Origin of the sequence: Butyrivibrio sp. AE3004 (assembly GCF_000703165.1) — a bacterium.
In the GTDB taxonomy this organism is placed as follows: domain Bacteria; phylum Bacillota; class Clostridia; order Lachnospirales; family Lachnospiraceae; genus Butyrivibrio.
The window spans coordinates 60,732-79,683 of sequence record NZ_JNLQ01000003.1; the positions used below are offsets into that span (position 1 = coordinate 60,732).

Consider the following 18,952-nt stretch of genomic DNA (forward strand, 5'->3'; position numbering starts at 1 on the left):
GGAGGCGAAACTCCAATAGATGTGTAATCGCATCTTCTGATTAGAATACTAGCAAAATACGGCCAAATGTCAAGTTTGTACATTATACAGAAACCGCCAAAGCCCTGTAGTTTACGGCTTTGGCGGAAATCTCTGCGTACCTTATTATTTTACTTTAATCGTTATGGTCTCGGTAGTCTTCTTTTTATTGCCGTATGCTCCTATTGTAACCTTGAATTTGTAGGTTCCCTTAGGTGCTCCCTTCTTAAGAGTCACGGTTACTTTTCTGCCCTTAATCTTAAAGTCAGCATATTTCTTAAGCTTCTTGGAAGATGCATTCTTTACAGTAATCTTACCTTTTGTGTTGACCTTGATGTTTACGGCCTGGTCCTTCTTTTTAAGCTTTGATAACTTGACTGTATCTTTGCTTACAGATACATCATGGTTTTCCACTTTAGAAACATCTGATGTCTTATTATCTTTACCCTTATTTGGAGTACCATCGTATTCTTTGGCTTTGCTTGTTGCATCATTATCTTTTACAATCTTATCCGGTTTCGGCTCAGTATTACTGCTACCAGATCCTATGTCTCTCCAAACAACATATACTTTGATATCACCTGTGAGCGGTACTGAATCACCCGGCTTATAATATGATGTGCCTATTCTCCATGAGTCAAATTCTTTTCCGGCAGGAGGAACTAAGAAATTCTTCGGTAAAACATATTTGTCAGTCTCATATACTGTCGATCTCGATACCAAGCAACCATCACTTGTGTAGATTTCGATGGTTTTTATTTCTGAACCTGAGCTTCCGCTGCCGCCTGAACCGCCACCGCCGTCATCCAGCTGACCCAGAGCCTTTTTCTTATAGTAATTGGTTCCTGTCTCATCAATGTAAAATCTTGTAGTGCCATAATGAGTTTCGCCATACTCAAAATATGTATAGGGAAACTCTACACAGAACACATATTTTGAGTTCATATCAAGACCAAATATCCTAGTCTTTGTAGCCGGAAGACCTACGGTCATTTCGCCAACACCGTCAGGTTTGTAGGCTGTAAGCTTTTTGTATGCGCTTTCAATGCTGCTTACATTACCGTCCTCAGGAAGTGCTGTATAGCGAACTCTCAGTGATCCGCTTCTGCTCATCGTTCCATAATATTTCTTAATAACATCCTGTTTAAGGAGCGCTTTCTCTGCTGCTGTCCAGTCAATCACAACCGTGCCTTTTTCTCGCATGGATGAACCATCAAACATATAGCCCTCTGCTGAGTTTTTGGAAATGTCTCCGGATGCTGATACAGAACCATTTCCTTTTGTCTTAATCTTATAAGTAACATAGCAATCATCACATTCTACGCCATTAGTCTTAAATCCGCATCTCATTACAATGCAGTATGCTGTGGCAGGCTTTAACCCGGTAAAAGTATACTTCTTTAGCTTTGTGCAATCATACTGATTCTGTTCTGCAAGCTTAAGAGCTTTTCGCATATTCGGGCCTTCATTCCATGAAGAGCCGTACTGCTCCCAGTCAGCGTATGCATCGTAATTAGTATTCTCAGCAAAACCAAGAGATATCTTTTTAGTCTTTGTTGACTTAGTCACTTTGGCTTTAGACCAATCTACGGTTATGCTGTTCTCATCAGATGTTACATCACACGCAGCCATAGTCCTTGAAGATCCTGATCCCCAAGTTATAACTAATTTGCCTTCGTGAGATGAATCCGTTCTGCCATTACTCTGATAGCCCGGGGCATTATCGCCTATGTCATCAGAATATCCGCCGGCAGGGGCTGTCTTAAAATCAGCTGCTTCTATGTATTCCTGCTTTTTTACGCTTTTTCCGTTCTTGTCGTAATAATCGTATGCAAAAAGAAATGAAAATGCGTATTTTGTATCAGGCTTTAATCCTGTAAATCTACGATCTTTATCATGAATATTATAATGTATTCCCTCTTTCTGAGTCAGAGTCCTTGCCTGCTTTATAGCTTTTGCAGCATCCCCTGTCTGCTCTACATAATTGCAGGTAAGTCCCATATAATAAAAAGACTTTCCTTCGGCTTCTGTAACCTTACTTTTAATTGTTTCTATAGCCTCACTAAAATCCACATAGATACTTGTATCTGTTCTTCCAACCAGCTTCATTGTGTAAGTCTCTGAAGCCATGGTAAAACAAGAATTATTTAAACCAAAAGTATAACTATAGCCTGTTCCGGAGATATGAGCATCAATATCAACAAAGTATTGTGTGTTCTTTTTAAGCCCGCTTACTGAAGAATTATAGTTTTTACCGGACACAGTGTAACTCTTGATCTGTTTTTGGCCATTTTTATAGGAACTGTCCAGTTCATAAATCGTTACCTTAAAATCCTTATAACGCGCATCACTGCACTCTTTTTTTGCACTATTCAATTTTTCGATGGCCACTTCACTCCATTCAAAGGCAATTGAAGTTGTGGTGAGCTCAGTGAAATAAACCTCTCCCGCCGCATAGGCAGTAAGAGAAGACATGTCTGACATGCAAAAGAAAATGCTCATGACGAACATACAGATAATTAGACTAACCCTTTTCATACGATAGAAAACCTCCCAAACTATACCCCCCCACAAAAATATATTCTACATTATTTTTTTCGATATGTCTCGCACAAAATTAAATACAGCTACTTTGCCTTTGCTTTTTATCCTTCGGATATCAACAACATTGGCAAAAAAGTTTTCATATCTTTTATAATAATTATTTATTGTAACTCATAAGTTTTTCTAATAATTCATCAGGCGTGTCTGCAGAAATACCATATTTGTCTTCGCAGTCTTTAAAATTCGCATGATAAGTGATGGAACCATTGTCGTCAATTCTGGCACCAAACCGTAGATAAACTGCATTGCCCTCATAGGCTTTCTCAATCTTCTTCATGTTTCCAACAGCCATATTGATATCCTCCATTATGCTGCTGGTCCATTTGCTATCTCCGTTTGCAATTATACTAAGAGCATCATTGGATATAAGCACATTAAATTTTGTGGAGAAACGCCACATACTTGCACCTGTATATATATTATGAGGATGTTCATCATGGCCTTTCCCATAAAAGTTGAAACTGGTCTGATGTTTATCATCAGAATGAAGAGCTTCAAGGAAGTCAAGCGCTGTAAACTGCTTGGAAACAGGATTATTGAATCTGCTTGCTACCTTGTCTGTATTGTCTAAGCGCCATTGTCTTTTTAACTGAAATGCTTCATTATACAATTCATTTGCTCTTTTTCTGGCTGATTCTGACCAGTCAAATGAGTATCCACCGAATACTTTTCCTTGTTTTTTTAGTTCATCAAACTCTTTTTGAGAAATATTATAATAATACTTGTACTCTATATCTGCTGCACCTTCTTCATGCGGAAGCTCCACGCAGGCATCCAGGTGCATTACAGAACGCCTTGCCTGATCTTCCAGATCCATAATTTTACTGTAGAGCTCAGGATCAGACATGCGAAGCATCTCTGACTCACTTATCTGATAGTTACCCAAGTGATCATGATTGTAATTGTTTTTAAAGCGTGCTGATTCATTTTCCCAGGCTTCTCTTGTACTTGTCGTACCTGCATATTTATATGGCTGAGTAGCTTCTGTGGTATTTGCGGCGGATGCATTGTTTTCAGCATAAATTTGTGCTTCTTTAGATAATTCTACTGAACATGCGTCATTTTGCTTTGAGGAGACAGTGGCAGAATCTGAAGACTTCTTAGTCTGGCCATTATCTGAAAATGAGGCTTTATCTATTCCACTACCCTTAAGGACTTTTGATGAATCAGAATCAATTGTTGATTCTTTCAGGTATGCAGCCATATCTCTCTTGATAATATCTGTGTCAACATTTTTATTTACATTATAATTGATATGCACAGTCTCACGGTTAAGTCCCTGAGTGAGAAACGCGTCATAATTTCCATATGCCTTATAAAGAGAACTAGCATAGTCATACATAGCCATAGCAAATACCTCCGTGTAAATGCATGTTGATCACTATTCAATTGAGAGCATATTCTCTCGTTTCATTTATCGGCATAAAAGACAAATTACTTTATATCCATGAATAAAAATCAGCACCACCCGTCCAACGGGTGGTTTGCTCGCCCCTATAAGGGGCTGTTACCGGACAGCGCCTAAAGACGCTGGCTTTCACTTTGTTCAAGCCCTAACGCCTTTGACTCGTCGCAGCCCTTGAAAGGGCGCTTGTAATACCGGCTACCCCTTGAAGGGGTCCTCATACTCTTTCACACTCAGTTTATCCATTGCTATATCATGTTTCTCTTGATCCTGAATGTACTTCTTTATTGTTGCCTCATTGAGGCCTACTGTACTACATAGTATCCTTCAGCCCAGAAATGTCTATTTCCAAACTTATACTTTAGATTTGCGTGCTGATCAAAAATCATCAATGCACTCTTTCCTTTTAGATATCCCATAAACTGCGATACACTAAGCTTTGGAGGAATACTGACCAACATATGTACCTGGTCTGGCATTAAATGTCCTTCTATAATCTCTACTCCTTTGTATGCGCATAATTGCTTCAATATATCTCTTATACTCGCCTTATATTGATTATAGATTATTTTTCTCCTATACTTAGGTGTGAACACAATGTGGTACTTACACATCCATTTTGTGTGTGCTAAACTATATGACTTGTTTGCCATTAAAATCACCTTTCCTTTCGTTATAATTTAGGCTTGAACAACCACATTATAACGGAAAGGTGATTTTTTTGTATAACAAACACCGCGCACCCGCATAGCGGGTGGTTGATATTTCGCACGCTTTGCGCGCTCAACTGGGTCACGACCCATAATAAAAAGTGCCCTTGGTATATGACCAGGGCACATGTGAAGTCTGTAGCGAATTACTTTTGATTACTCCCTTTAATTCATTCCGAGCTACCATCAAGCACCATATATTCTTCCCCGCCTAAGTAAAGAGTCAGATGCTCCTCACTGGCTTTTATCTGAAACTCGATACTGAAATCAAAATCCTCATCAGCATCACTGATTTCGTGATATTTTCAAAGGCCTCTCTTGCTTCAGGCTTTACATAATCTTCTTCCTGAATAAATCTTACACAAATTGGGTAAGACAGATAATATGCTGCAACACCCTTTCGAGTATCCCTGATCTCATCAGAAATCAATTCAAACTCGGATTCGTGTTTGCTTTTCCTGTATTTTGATATGAAGGAATTTTTAGCTATTGTGAAAAGCCATGCCCGTAAATCCTTTGATCCATCGTATCTGTCTATGGATTTTAAAGCCTTTACGAAGGTATCCTGGGTGAGTTCTTCTGCTTCCTTTTCGTTTTTTGCCAAACTAAAAGAGTATCTGTATATATCCGAATAGTATTTTTTGTAAACACTCTCAAAGTCCAATCCCCCACCTCCTTTCACCTTACTAACGAGGCATGTTTTAAAACGTTAGTTTCAACCGTATCTGTTGTATCCGAGACAAAATCACCAAGCAGGAAAAACTCTGTAATACCTCTGTTTATCATATATTCTGCCGCCGTCTTAAAGGCAGTATAGTTACTGTGTATATCTGAAATTACGCCTATCTGTTTAGTCATTGTGTGAGACTATACTCCTTCCTTTGCCTCATAAACCCATCACTTACTTTTCACCTGAGTCTAATCGTATCTCATAATCCAAATGTCAAAAGCTCTGTCAGACTCCCAATCGTATAATCCTGCCCATAATCAGTACCTGTTCCATCTCTGTCGACCAAAGCCGTCTTCATACCTACTATCTTTGGCCCAATAATATCGTCTTTTCCTGTATCACCAACAAACAAAAACTCCTCCGGCAAGAAATCATTATCTGCCAAAATCCTCTTATAAAAAAGGCTATCAGGTTTATAGCATCTCTGATTCTCAGATGTATAGATTTTTTCAACTACGACATTATTCTTTTTCATTACGCTTTCAAGAACATCGTCATCTGTATTCGATCCTATAAAAACCATATAGTGCCTCTTTAATCCTTCAAGCGCACTATGAACCTCAGGAAAAGCTACACGTTCTGATGCCTCCCATAAAAGTTCATCAGCATCTGCTCTGGCATCTCTATTCACATTGTATCTGTCATAGAACATCTGATTTCTGGCAGAAAATATCTCCCGTTCTGTCAAAAATGTATCATACCCCACAGTATGCCTACTATAAAATGGCTTCCATTCTTCAAGGAATGCAGCTTCATCAACCTCTATTCCAAGATCAGTTATATATTTCAAAATTGTTCTGGCGGAACTACCTTTTGTAAATTTGAAAAGTGTTCCAAATGCATCAAAAACTATAGCCTTTATCGTCCCCATGCTTACCACCGCTTCATATTATTCTGAAATTTCTCTGCCCTGTGATTTGTACTATTTTCTGTCACTACGAAGCATCGCGTAATACACTCTATCACTGATGCCCTGATTATTCCTCGCAGCAGCGCGTAATATTCTTTCATATTCATGATTCGCCCCATTCTTTCAAAAAGCAATGATTACATGAAAGTCCACAGCATGCTATGGGATCTACTCCTTTCCTTGCCTTACGACAAAGCCCCCACATCGAGTTTTGCGGAAAACTCCGCGATTTCCTCTCCCTTCAGCTCATTGCCGGTGGTGATGATAGGACTGTTTATCCTGTGAAGCCAATCATCTGTAAAGAGAATTTGACTATCCTGAGAAATCAATGTATGTGCCACAATATCCTCAATTCGGAATATATGCCACATCGAATACCCCAGAGTCTTGCTATGATAACCCTTCGCTCCGGCAAAAGGCATCAGGTAAAAAGCTTCTTTCGGATATGTATTCACTATTGATGTTATCTGGTCAAAAAGCTCCTCTCTTAACTCAAGCAGAACGGTAATCCCTTCATCAAAGCTATCTTTCTTTCCGATCAGAGATTGCATTTTCTTGTTTTTTTCTGACCAATCCTTATTCATATCGCTTCACCCCTTCAGAAGTGCGTACATCTACACAGTAACCTTTATGAAACCATCCCACATATATTATTAAGCCTACCATGTAACACAAAAAAAGTCCTTACCAACACAGATAATAGCCTAGATTGTAAGTTCCAGGTGCTTTTGCCGCTACCTACGCAAAGTAGAGTTCATATTCCCAGGATACATTCCATCAATACCTGAACCTTCTCTTCTCAAGAGCCCAGACCTTCAGGCACACCACAACCACAGCATACACAGTCATGTGCAGAAAAATCAGCACCATCCCCCGTAGCTCGAAGATATCTGAGCTTCCAACCAATTTAAACCCGTCAAGAAAAGGTGGAAGCACAAAATTCAAAATCGCCAAGGGCATTAAGTAGGTGGTCAGCCCTTCTTTACATATCGCAAGCACTGAAACCATGATTGCGCCCAGTATCCCATCTTTTCTTCTCTGTAAAAATCGCGGGTGAAAGAAATCCCCAGTCGCCATGCCACATAGCCCGCTAAAGAAAATATACAGGCCGCCCAATATAACATCTGCTATTCCCATGGGTCTGATAAACATGGAGCCTCTAAGCAAAAACAGCACCGCCGGAAACACCGTCAATATAAGCGCATAGCCAAAACACTGCGTGATCAGCAGCATTTCCCTGGAAACGTAGTAATTAAGAGGCCTCTCGCAGTGCATCATCAGCGTTTCTTCGAACACGTCATCCTCTTTCCCGTTCAAAGTCATGGAGATGAACACGCATACAAAATACAGGAAAGCCGCTGACAGCAGGAAACTACTGGTAACACCGATAGGCGCCATGGAATACATGATTCCTATAAAAAGTGCCGTGGCAACTACCGGTACGATCAGCACCTGACCTTTTTTCAAGAGTTTTCGTCGTAGTTTGTATAGTTCAAGCGTGTTTTTCAATTCCTACAATCTCCCATCCATCTTCATATAGTCCAAGCACAGTCGCCTTAAGCGCCGTCTCCTCTGCCGTAAGCTCGTAGCTGCCACCTTTACTTCTCATATCAGGCCGCACCGTCAGCGCTGGATTTTTCTTCACATAAATTGAGTAGACTGTTTCTCCCGAGACGTCTGTCTCCAACAGCTTGCCCTGTTCAATCGTGTAAACCCTGTCTGAGAGCGCATCTATCAGCTTCTCCTCATGACAGGACATAAAAATCGTGATTCCCTGGTCTCGCAGCTCGTTCATCTTATCTAAGAAAACTTTTTGGGATTCTGCATCCTGCCCGGAAAGTGGCTCATCAAGCAGGATGACCTGATGCGGCGCCATGAGCGCCTGAATTACGCCAACTTTTTGTAGACTCCCCTTGGAAAGCTTGTCCATTCTCGTGTGAATCATGGACTCTAAAAAGTAATCCTTAATCAGCCCGTCCGTCACAGCAGGGTCCACGCCCTCCATCCGCGCCACACCGCGAAGATAGTCGATCATCTCAATCTCCATACCCACGAATTTCTCCGGAACATATGAAAACCGCAGCTTTTCATGATACTGCAGATCACCGCCGCTTATCGGAATAATACCTGAGATGAGCTTAAGCATCGTGCTCTTTCCGCATCCATTATGCCCGTAAAACGCAATGGATTCCCCCTTGTAAAAGGTATGCGAAATACCGTCAATTACGGTTTTGCCGCCGTATTTTTTTGTGACGTTTTCAAGTGTAATCAGCTTTGCGTTTGTTTTCATTAGCTTTCCCCATTATGATCAGCATAGCTATAAGAACTATAGGAAAAATAAGCCCTACTCCCATGCCGGCTCTGATATTATCTGAAGCATACTGTGTAACCTTTCCCACAATAGCAGGTCCTATGCTGCCTCCAAGGTCACCGGCCATAGCAAGGAGCGCAAACATTGCCGTGCCCCCGGTTGGAAATTTCTTGGATGAGATGCTTATTGTTCCCGGCCACATGATTCCAACAGAAAAGCCGCATAAAGTACAACCTATAAGTCCTATAACAGGATTAGCTGAAAGTGATGCCATGAGATAACAGATAACACAAAGAGTGCCTGATCCAATCATGAATTTCATCAGATCAAGCTTCTCTCCATACTTTCCATAAATGATACGGCTTTTTCCCAATTGTCTGATGCCCATTCCCTGACCATCTTCCACTATCGGAACGATCGGACATGTAGCAAAATTGTAGATGTTATATGCCGGAATCAATGCCCAGAGAACTGCCAGCCACCTCCAACTGCCCATCCCAAATAGCGCAAAGAACACAGTTGATATCACTATGGTTCCAACAGCACCCCAGCAATAAAAGGAATGCAAAAGACTCATCGTCGCATCTTTATTTTCGAAAGGACAGGCCTCAATGATTGGACTAACCAGCACTTCGATAAGCCCACATCCCATGGCATATACTGTCACACTGATAAGTATTCCCGCAAATGCATCCGATAACATATCCGGTAAAAAAGCAAGCCCAATAAGCCCCACAGCAGAACAAACTTCTGATATCACTATGGAAACCCTGTATCCTATTCTGTCAACAAACTTTGCACAGAAAAGATCTATAAGAAGCTGAGTAAAGAAATAAACTGTTGATATCAGCGCAATATTACCAAGGGATATCCCATAGTCCTTATGAAACTTCAAAAACAAAAGTGGTGCGAAATTTGCGGCTATTGCCTGGGTTATAAATCCAAGATAACAGGCAAGCTTTGTTTTTCTATATTCCGGCATTTTGATTTCTCCCCATTCCATTTTTTCAATTCTATTTTGGATTATATGGTATATTTTTATAAAATTCACCAGAATAAATCGCGATATTTTTGAACTGTATCGGAAAAGGCTACAGCATTGCCTTCTAGACAAGCCTGAATTGGCATAGCTCAATTACATTTTAATAAACTATGCCTCATATCTCATACCTCTGTAGATACCTCTCATTTTCTGTTTATTGCCAACTATGCTAGGGTCAGCAATTACAGTTTATCTGAGGTATCTTTCTTTTTCTATAAATTCACACTTCTATCCACACTTTAAATGTTACAGGAAGCTATATCATAAAGAAAAATCCACGGCAAGTGCCGTGGACTTTGTCTACAGTCTGAAGGGAATAACTTAAAGTTAATCCCTTTTCGCATATTCTTTGTTCTTATCATTACTTGTTTGTTAGAAAAGCTGTTATTTCTTCTTGGGTTGGCATTACAGAAAGTGCACCTTTTCTGGTGGTTATAATAGATGCCGCAGCGTTTGCAAACGACAGGCATTCAAATAATCCGTCTTTTGTCAGATTATCAAGTCCGTTTCTGTGGATGTAATCTATGGCACAGGCACAGAAGGTATCGCCTGCTCCTGTAGTCTCTATAGTAGCAGGATTTCTGTACCCGTCTTTTTTGATCACCATATCTTTGTAAAGAGCTATACTTCCTTCAGGTCCAAGTGTGGCAAACACGATTGGAATACCAAAGTCTCTCTTTATTTTCCTTGCTCCTGCCTCTATATCCTTAAGGCCTGTAAAAAGCTCAATCTCATTATCTGAAATTTTCAGGATATCACAGTTTTCAAAGCCATATTTCATAGCATCTATTGCATCGTCTACGTTCTTCCATAAAGGTTCTCTGTAATTTGGATCAAAAGATATGACTGCTCCGCTCTCTTTAGCTATTGTAACAGCTCTGACAGTTGCCTCTTTTGCAGGTTCGTCTGTCATTGACAGTGTTCCAAGATGAAATACATCTGCATTCCTGATAAGATCAGCATTCTTCTCAACATCCTCTGCTGTCAGCATCATGTCTGCTCCGGGCTTTCTGTAAAAAGAAAAATCTCTGTCTCCATTTGGAAGCTTGTTTACAAATGCAAGGGTAGTATTTACCTCCTCGTCAAAGACAAGTCCGGTAGAGTCTATACCCTGCTTTTCAATTCTCTCTTTTAACATTCTCCCAAAAAAGTCGTTTCCAACCTTGCCGATAAAAGCTGTGCTGTTGCCTAAATTCTGAAGCATTGACAGCACATTACAGGGTGCTCCGCCTGGATTAGCCTCAAATAAAGGATTTCCCTGGTTGCTGTCTCCGCTTCCTGTAAAATCAATAAGCAACTCCCCCAGCGCAACTACATCTTTTTTCATAAGTTATTTCCTCTCAAGCTCATACATAGTAACATCCATAAGAAGTTCTCCAACTGCCTTAAAACTGATACCTTCAGCTCTGACATCTGTAAGGATTACCATAGACATTACCTGCTGTCCATTATTGATGAAGAGCTCCATGCTGTATCTGTCAAGAACAAGTCTAAATGAAATCTCACCCTTATTTCCTGCAACCTTACATCTTCTCTGATGAACAATGGCTCTTCTGCTTCCTGAATGCTTTCTGTCTATCTTAACAATATTGTCAACAGGATCATATTCAATCGCTGAATAAGCCTTGCCATTATCAGCAAAACGAATTTCAAATTTTTTATATGAAAGTTCTGCCTGTGTAGATCTGACTCTTACTGTCATATCTACGCACCTGCCCTCAATACTTGAAAGTGAAGCACTATCAGAAATAAGTACATTCTGTCTGCTGATTCTTTTGCCGTAATAATTCTCTATCTCTCTGGCAGGCCACTGAATAAGTCTGTTATCCTTAATAGTTATTTCCCTTGGAATACTCATCTGGCCAAACCATGGGAAGTCATCGCGCCTGATTCCGCATGTATCCCAGTTCTGCATCCAGCCGATCATGACTCTTCGTCCATCAGGAGTCTTGATTGTCTGTGGCGCATAAAAATCAATACCATAGTCAACAGCCTGACAGTTTTCTTCGCAGAATTCTCCATTTTCATCGATACTTCCTATCACACACAAGGTTCCGTTTCCGTTGTGGAACTCAAGCTCTTCAGGGAGCATATCCTGCGGGCTTGTGAGAAGGACCTGTTTACCATCGTGATTAAAGTAATCAGGGCACTCCCACATTACACCGAATCTGTGGTTGTTCTTGATAACAGTCTTATCATAGGACCAGTTAATACCGTCATCACTTACATACTGAAGTATCTGTCCGTCCTTATCAATGGTCTTGTTGCCAACAACCATGTAATACTTGCCGTTTTCCTTCCACACCTTGGGATCTCTGAAGTCGAATTTTCCGGCTCCTTCAGGAAGGCTGTCTGCATTAATTACAGGGTTATTCTCGTATTTCTCATAATCAACACCATCACCTATAGCGATACATTGTGTCTGATACTCGCGGATTTCGCCGTTTTCATCCTCTTCTTTTCTAACGCCTGTATATACGAGAAGTTGCTTGCCGTCTTCCATCTCAATGGCACTTCCTGAAAAGCATCCAAACCCGTCATATTTTTCATCGGGCGCCATTGCGCAGGGAAGATACTTCCAGCTGATAAGGTCAGTACTTTCTGCATGTCCCCAGTGCATAGGTCCCCATACTGTCTCATAGGGATAATACTGGTAAAACATATGATATTTTCCCTTATAGATGCTAAAGCCGTTAGGATCGTTCATCCAGCCGCATCTGGGTGTTAAATGAAAGAGGGGGCGCTGCTCCTCAGGTATCTTGGCTTCCTTTTTTACTTCATATTCTCTTGCTTTATTTAACTTATCACTCATAATATTCCTCATTTACCATAAATCTTTATATCACTTGCGTCTGCATTTTCCATATTCAGCTTCCAGGTAGCTCCAACTGCTGAATAAATGCGGTTTGACAGTGCCTTTTGCCCGTCTACATAGATAACCACTATGTCTTTTTCAACTACAACATCAACCTGATATTGTCTGCCTTCCTCCAGCTTCATAGCCTGATAGTTGGGAAAAGCATTGTATGAAATGTTGTCCTCTTTATTATTTACAGAGATCTTGTACTCTTCTCCCTTTTCATTATTGGAAAATACGAGATCGCATATTCCATCTGCCTGCATCGTAAGTTTATAGCTTAAATGACAGGTATCGGGTACATCTCCCAAATCAAGTGAACTATCTGCAGCTGCCTCAGATAGTATCTCCTTATTAAAATACTCATTATATTTCTCAGGCATGCACACCCCCAGTGTGCCATCCTGCAATTGTCTAAGCTCATATACCAGTACGCTTCCTGCCCATGTATACATGAGGCCATCGCTTTCTCTCTTTTTGCGATCCAGAAAGCCGATCAGATATCTTTTGCCTTCGTACTCACATGTTTTTGCTGCATAGAAGCCATTGCCGTCAAATGTGTCAATCTCCGGTTTCTCCCAGGGTCCGAAAAAATCAGACGCTGTTCTGTAGTAAACTACATTGTTCCAGCTAAAGACGAGATAGTATTTATCTCCAAGCTTGAACACATCCGGACATTCCATAAAATAAAGTTCTTTGCTTGTATAAAAATCACCCTTAAAAGTCCAGTTCTCTAAATCCTGCGATTCATAATAAACGATCGCACTTTCATCTTCTGCTTCTTTTCTGGCGCCAACCAGCATGATATAGCCATCATCCATCTTAATAACCTGAGGATCACGGAAATCATTGGTACTGTAGCCATTAGGAGCATGAATTATTTCATCATAATTCTTCTCATATTTTTTGTTATCTTTACTTGTTGCGTGCATTAAGCACTCTTTATCAAGTCCGTAGGTGTCATAATAGTCATTATGACCTGTGTAAAAACAGTGATATTTCCCACTGTCATCCCTGATAAAGGAACCCGTTCCTATAGCAAGATCCTGAACTTCAGAATCCTCTGCGAATTTCAGAACCTCTCCCTTATCTTCATATGTAGTAAAATCCTTGGTAAAAAACTGATGAAGCGGGTGATAACCTACGCCATTGTGATCAGTTTCATATAAATAATTCAGATATACGCCTTTATCAGTTGAAAGAGCCATTACATCCCCAACGTAGCTGTCCTCTGCTCTTGGGAAAAGGCATTGCTCGCCCTTTTTATCAGCGCATCCGGTTAATAAACATAACATAATACCAAATAAAGCTATTGTTCTTTTTTTCATCTCTTATAAAAGAGGGAGGAGATAACTCCTCCCTCACCTTTCGCTTATCAAGCTAATCCCATAAGATGTAACAATGTGTATTACTTGTAGAACTCATCAAGGTACTTCTGATAGATTGCAAGGTAATCCTCAAGACCATAAGCATTAACCTGCTTGATGTACTCATCCCAATCTGCATCTGTAAGACCGTTCATAACGAAGTTACTTCTGCTGGAGTTGATGAAGCTGATAAGATCAGTCTGGATTGTTGTAAGCTTCTCTGTGTCATCAGCTGTCATGAATACGTTAGGATATACATACTCGCAGTGCATATCATCTGTGTAGTATTCCTTGATCCAGTCAAGACGATACTGAGCATCATCAGGGCATGTTACATATACACCATAGTACTCATCAAGGATTGCAAGAGGTCCGCCAACAGCCTCAGCCTCACGAACTTCTACAGGTGAAGCATCGCCAAGAGGAGCGTGCTTGAGCATCTTCTCACCCTTATCGTTCTCAGAAAGCTCGAAAATATCGAACTCATCATCTTCACCATAGGTTCCCCAGTTGTTCTGAGGTGACTGGAAGGGATCATACATACGATCAAGCCATGCACATACAAATGCAGGGTTGTCGCACTTAGCTGTAACTACGCATCTGCCGCGGTCAAAACCTGATGTGAATGAACCGTTCATAGGTGTTACGTTCTTGGTATCAGCCTGAAGAGCTGCAAGAGGCTCATAGTCCTCAAGGTTGTCGATGTTAGCAACGTCCCATGTGAAGCATACGCCGTATCTGTGAGATTTTCCCTTAGCAACGTATGTTGACCAATCCTGTGTGAAGCACTCGGGATCGATAAGTCCCTCATCATAGAGCTTATGAAGCCACTGCATACCTGACTTGAAGCCGTCCTGAGTAGCTGTGCAGATAACCTTCTTGTCATCTGTTACAGCGATGTGCTGTCCTATATCGTTATCACCATAACCTTCACCAAAACCGTTGATAAGAAGGCTGGGATCCTGATCGTTCATAATGCATGACATAGGGATGATATCTCCCTCGATGCCAAACTCTGCCTGAAGCTCTGAAGCGTGATCCTTGAATGCTTTAAGTACTTCTTCGAACTCGTCTACTGTTGTAGGCTTCTCAAGTCCAAGGAAATCAAGCCACTTCTTGTTGATGTAAGTAAAGTTGTTACCTACTGTCTGGATAGCTGTCTTGTTGGAACCAAGCTGCTCGATCCAGGGAAGAGCCCAGATATGGCCCTCTGAATCCTCACACATTGTGCGATATTCAGGATACTTATCGAATACAGCCTTAAGATTAGGCATGTTTTTGTCAATATATTCTTCAACAGGAAGAATAACGCCCTGGTCTGCATATCTGATAAGATCAGAGTTACTGAATCCTGCATTGAATACGAAATCTGTAAGCATGTCCTTGTTAGCCATTGTCAGCTGAATCTTGTCTCCCCACTGATCGTTTGAAATAGCTGTCCAATCTACATGTACATTGGTCTCCTCTTCAAGTCTCTTGAAGATTGTTCTGTTGTTAGGCTCAGCCTCTGTTCCTGAAGGATAGCTGATTGTACCTGTGATAGTAACCTTCTCTTCAAGAGGGAAAGTGATGTTCTCAGCATCTACCTTAGCTGCACCACTGCCAGTTGAAGTCCCCTTGCCACAACCTGTGAGCGCACTTGCTGACATAGCAATGACAAGCGCTGTAGACAGTAACTTTGTTGTTTTCTTTTTCATTGTCCTCTCCTTTTCATTAGAAACTATTCAAACCTGTATAACAGGTGAATTAACGTTAGCCTTTAACTGAACCAACCATAATTCCCGAATCAAAATACTTCTGGAAGAACGGATACATAACTATCAAAGGCAAGCTTGAAATGATGATAGTTGCATATTTCAAAAGCTCTGCAAGCTGTGCTCTTTGTGCAGTACTCTGCATATCTGCAATCATACCCGGATCAGGCTCATTCTGAATAAGGATTGCTCTAAGAACGAGCTGCAAAGGCTGCTTACTTGCTGAATTCAGATAGATCATTGCATCGAAATAGCTGTTCCACATTCCTACGAACTGCCAGAGGATAAGCACTGCGATAAGTGGTGTACATACAGGAAGCAATATTCTAAAGAAGAATGTAAGCTCATTAGCACCATCCACATCAGCTGCCTCTCTAAGCTCGCCGGGAACGCCCTTATAATAGGTTCTTGCTATGATCATGTTCCAAACACTAAATGACCCCGGAAGAATTACAGCCCACATACTGTCTAAAAGTCCCATATTACTTATAAGTAAGTATGTAGGGATAAGTCCGCCTCCGAAGAACATTGTTATGATGAAAATCGTGTTGAAGATTGATTTTCCCTTAAAATCATCTCTTGACATAGGATAAGCACACAAAAGAGTTATAAATACTGAAATTACTGCAAACAGTACGGAATAAAGAATCGCATTGAAAAATCCCGTCCATATCTGTGAGTTGGTCATAACTCTCTCATAAGCTGTCAGTGTCCACTTACTGAAATCAAAAACAATACCTTTATTCTGAAGTGTTATCGGATCCATAAATGAAGCAACGATGATATAAACCACAGGTCCGATTATAGCCAGCACGAAAGCTGCAAGAATGATATATCCCACAAGAAGGAATATTTTATCTCCAAGAGAAGCTCTTGCGAACTCGCTCTTTTTATTTAGTGTCTTAATCATTTTCTTTTTCCCCTTATAATCCCTGTCCATCGTTAAGCTTCTCAACTATCTTGTTAACCGCAATGAGAAGTATTACGTTTACAATTGTATTAAAAAGTCCTACTGCTGTTGAATAACTGTAGTCACCATTCAAAAGACCCTTCTTGTATACATAAGTAGCTATGATCTCGGATGATGCAAGGTTCATGTCAGACTGAAGTGCATAAGCTTTTTCAAAACCGATACTCATGATGTTACCTGCCTGAAGAATGAACTGGATAACTACCATATCCTTGATGGCCGGCCACTCAACTGCCTTGATCTGTTGCCAGATGTTAGCTCCATCAATCTGTGCTGCTTCCTTAAGCTCCTTACTTGCATTGGAAAGAGCTGCTGTGTACATAATTGATGCCCAACCGGCTCCCTGCCAGATTCCGCTGACGATGTAGATCGGTCTGAACGCTTCCGGAATTGTAAGGAAGTTGATGTTCGTTCCAAGCATCATGTTAAGCGGTCCTGTAACTGAAAGAAGGATTCTGACCATACCGCAAAGTACGATGACTGAAATGAAGTTCGGCATGTACAGTACAAGCTGTATCTTCTGCTTGATCTTGCTGCTCGCTACTCTGTTAAGAAGGAGTGCTAAGATAATCGGCATCGGGAAACCCCAGAGAAGACCAAATACACTAAGCTTCAATGTATTTATGAGATACTGCATAAAATCCGGTGATGATAAAAACTGTTGGAAATATTTAAGACCTACCCATTCGCTTCCAAGTATTCCTTTAAACGGGTTGTACTTTTGGAATGCGATCAGAATTCCTCCCATAGGAAGATACCTGAAGACGATTGTAAGAAGTAGTGCCGGTCCTAAGAAGAACACGTAAAGCTGCCAATGCTGCTTTATATATACAATCGTGTTATGAAAATTGTTCCCTTTTACTTTTGTGTTCATAAACACCCCTCCGCGATGTTTTACATTTGTAACATTGTTCTTGCGTATGTAAAATATATCACGCATCAATAGAGGTGTCAATAGTTTAGTTTTACATTTGCACAATATATTTTTACGTTTGACACTTTTGATGTTACATTTTATAATGTTGATTGTGACATATGTAAAACAAAATCTTTTTCGCAATAGCCTGTGTCACATATATCGAGGGAACAACAACATCATTAATTATTTCATTTTATATAGAAGAAAACGGAGAATATCATGTCAGGAAAAGTTACACTGCAGGATATAGCAGATGCTCTTGGAGTATCCAGAAATACTGTATCCAAAGCTATAAATAATACAGGCGTATTGGCAGAGGCCACAAGACAGAAAGTCTTAGAAAAGGCCATTGAAATGGGATATAAGCAGTTTTCCTACGCCAATTCCATATCTGATATCAAAAATCCGACAATTACAAGATCCAAGGCCGCAGGAGAGATAGCACTCTTTGTAGGAAGCTTCCTTAATAATTCGCACTTTGCATCAACCATGCTTGATAAGTTCCAGCACGAGATATCACTATTAGGTTACAGCCTTACGATGCACAGAGTTGATTCCAATAATATAGAAGCTTTATCTCTTCCGCTCTCCTTCAGACCGGAAAACACCAAGGCTATCATATGTATTGAGATGTTTGATCACGCTTACTGTGAGATGCTCTGCACACTCAAGATTCCCGTGCTTATGATAGATGCCCCTGTAGCCAGCTATTGGAAGCCATTAAATGCTGATATTCTGCTTATGGACAACTTCAGCAGCATCTATACCGTAATCAATGACATGAGCAAAAAAGGCATCACCAAATTTGGTTTTGTAGGACAGGTTACACACTGTCGCTCTTTCTATGAGCGCTTCATGGCTTTTAGAGAGGCAATATATATTAATAACCTCTCCTTTAATGATGCCTACTGCCTCTCTGAGGTGCATCCTCATGATTCCAACTACAGAGAATATCTCTACAGCGCACTTAAAGAAATGAAGGAAATGCCGGAGATGTTCATCTGTGCTAATGACTTTGTTGCGGTTGATCTCATAGATGATCTTAAAAAGATGGGAATTGAATGCCCAAGGGATATTAAGCTGTTTGGTTTTGATGACTCTCCCGAGTCAAAGATCATGACTCCTTCTCTTTCAACGAGTCATATCCACAGTCAGATAATCGGTTATTCCGCTGCCAATCTGATAATGTCCAGAATAGAGCAGCCTGATCTCAATTACAGGATAACCTATACAGAGACTGATCTTATTTACAGAGAATCAACACAGATGTAATAAAATGTAAAAAAAGTGCCTACGGCACCTCAACTCCCCTGCCCCTCACTCATGAGGGGTGGGGTTGTTTTTTGCCTCAACTC

16 protein-coding genes and 1 pseudogene are annotated in these 18,952 nt (G+C 40.6%); 1 reads left to right on the forward strand and 16 read right to left on the reverse strand.

The features are described from left to right. Positions 1 to 144 precede the first annotated feature (144 nt). From BV60_RS0118965 to BV60_RS0119040, 16 genes and pseudogenes are all read right to left on the reverse strand, one after another. A complete protein-coding gene (locus BV60_RS0118965; protein ID WP_156036231.1) occupies positions 145 to 2,556 on the reverse strand; it encodes a hypothetical protein in 2,412 nt (803 codons plus the stop codon). Between the two features lie 163 nt (positions 2,557 to 2,719). Continuing rightward, entirely contained in the window at positions 2,720 to 3,970 is a 1,251-nt protein-coding gene (locus BV60_RS0118970) for a DUF6033 family protein (RefSeq protein WP_029324296.1), read from the reverse strand. 255 nt (positions 3,971 to 4,225) lie between these two features. After that, a pseudogene (gene tnpA, locus BV60_RS21385) lies at positions 4,226 to 4,680 on the reverse strand (IS200/IS605 family transposase). A 301-nt stretch (positions 4,681 to 4,981) separates the two neighbouring features. Further along, a complete protein-coding gene (locus BV60_RS22380; protein WP_051656905.1) occupies positions 4,982 to 5,401 on the reverse strand; it encodes an RNA polymerase sigma factor in 420 nt (139 codons plus the stop codon). 14 nt (positions 5,402 to 5,415) lie between these two features. After that, positions 5,416 to 5,595, reverse strand: a complete 180-nt coding sequence (locus BV60_RS0118985) for a hypothetical protein (protein WP_029324298.1) — start codon at positions 5,593 to 5,595, stop codon at positions 5,416 to 5,418. Between the two features lie 71 nt (positions 5,596 to 5,666). Beyond that, positions 5,667 to 6,338: an HAD family hydrolase gene (locus tag BV60_RS0118990; RefSeq protein ID WP_029324300.1), complete on the reverse strand. Its 672-nt coding sequence runs from the start codon at positions 6,336 to 6,338 to the stop codon at positions 5,667 to 5,669. 224 nt (positions 6,339 to 6,562) lie between these two features. Continuing rightward, positions 6,563 to 6,961 (reverse strand): hypothetical protein, encoded by a 399-nt coding sequence (locus tag BV60_RS0118995; protein ID WP_051656906.1) that lies wholly within the window; start codon positions 6,959 to 6,961, stop codon positions 6,563 to 6,565. A 193-nt stretch (positions 6,962 to 7,154) separates the two neighbouring features. Next, positions 7,155 to 7,886 (reverse strand): hypothetical protein, encoded by a 732-nt coding sequence (locus BV60_RS0119000; RefSeq protein WP_029324303.1) that lies wholly within the window; start codon positions 7,884 to 7,886, stop codon positions 7,155 to 7,157. After that, entirely contained in the window at positions 7,870 to 8,667 is a 798-nt protein-coding gene (locus tag BV60_RS0119005) for an ATP-binding cassette domain-containing protein (RefSeq protein WP_051656907.1), read from the reverse strand. Before BV60_RS0119005 ends, BV60_RS0119000 begins: the two co-directional genes overlap by 17 nt. Then, positions 8,636 to 9,670 (reverse strand): MFS transporter, encoded by a 1,035-nt coding sequence (locus BV60_RS0119010; RefSeq protein ID WP_029324308.1) that lies wholly within the window; start codon positions 9,668 to 9,670, stop codon positions 8,636 to 8,638. The genes BV60_RS0119005 and BV60_RS0119010 overlap by 32 nt, the downstream gene beginning before the upstream one ends. Before the next feature lie 421 nt (positions 9,671 to 10,091). Next, complete coding sequence (locus tag BV60_RS0119015) at positions 10,092 to 11,057, reverse strand: carbohydrate kinase family protein (protein WP_029324310.1); 966 nt, start codon at positions 11,055 to 11,057, stop codon at positions 10,092 to 10,094. A 3-nt stretch (positions 11,058 to 11,060) separates the two neighbouring features. Continuing rightward, a complete protein-coding gene (locus tag BV60_RS0119020; RefSeq protein ID WP_029324312.1) occupies positions 11,061 to 12,542 on the reverse strand; it encodes a glycoside hydrolase family 32 protein in 1,482 nt (493 codons plus the stop codon). A gap of 8 nt (positions 12,543 to 12,550) precedes the next feature. After that, the gene (locus BV60_RS0119025; protein WP_029324313.1) at positions 12,551 to 13,915 is read right to left on the reverse strand and encodes a family 43 glycosylhydrolase; all 1,365 of its coding nucleotides are present in this window, start codon (positions 13,913 to 13,915) and stop codon (positions 12,551 to 12,553) included. Positions 13,916 to 13,995: 80 nt separating this feature from the next. Next, positions 13,996 to 15,651, reverse strand: coding sequence for an ABC transporter substrate-binding protein (locus BV60_RS0119030; protein ID WP_029324314.1), 1,656 nt, complete (start codon positions 15,649 to 15,651; stop codon positions 13,996 to 13,998). Positions 15,652 to 15,706: 55 nt separating this feature from the next. Beyond that, complete coding sequence (locus BV60_RS0119035; protein ID WP_026492275.1) at positions 15,707 to 16,618, reverse strand: carbohydrate ABC transporter permease; 912 nt, start codon at positions 16,616 to 16,618, stop codon at positions 15,707 to 15,709. Positions 16,619 to 16,631: 13 nt separating this feature from the next. Further along, entirely contained in the window at positions 16,632 to 17,552 is a 921-nt protein-coding gene (locus BV60_RS0119040) for an ABC transporter permease (RefSeq protein ID WP_029324316.1), read from the reverse strand. Positions 17,553 to 17,816: 264 nt separating this feature from the next. Between BV60_RS0119040 and BV60_RS0119045 the strand changes: the two genes are divergently transcribed. Continuing rightward, on the forward strand, positions 17,817 to 18,869 hold the full coding sequence (locus BV60_RS0119045) for a LacI family DNA-binding transcriptional regulator (protein ID WP_029324318.1): 1,053 nt from the start codon (positions 17,817 to 17,819) through the stop codon (positions 18,867 to 18,869). Positions 18,870 to 18,952 lie beyond the last annotated feature (83 nt).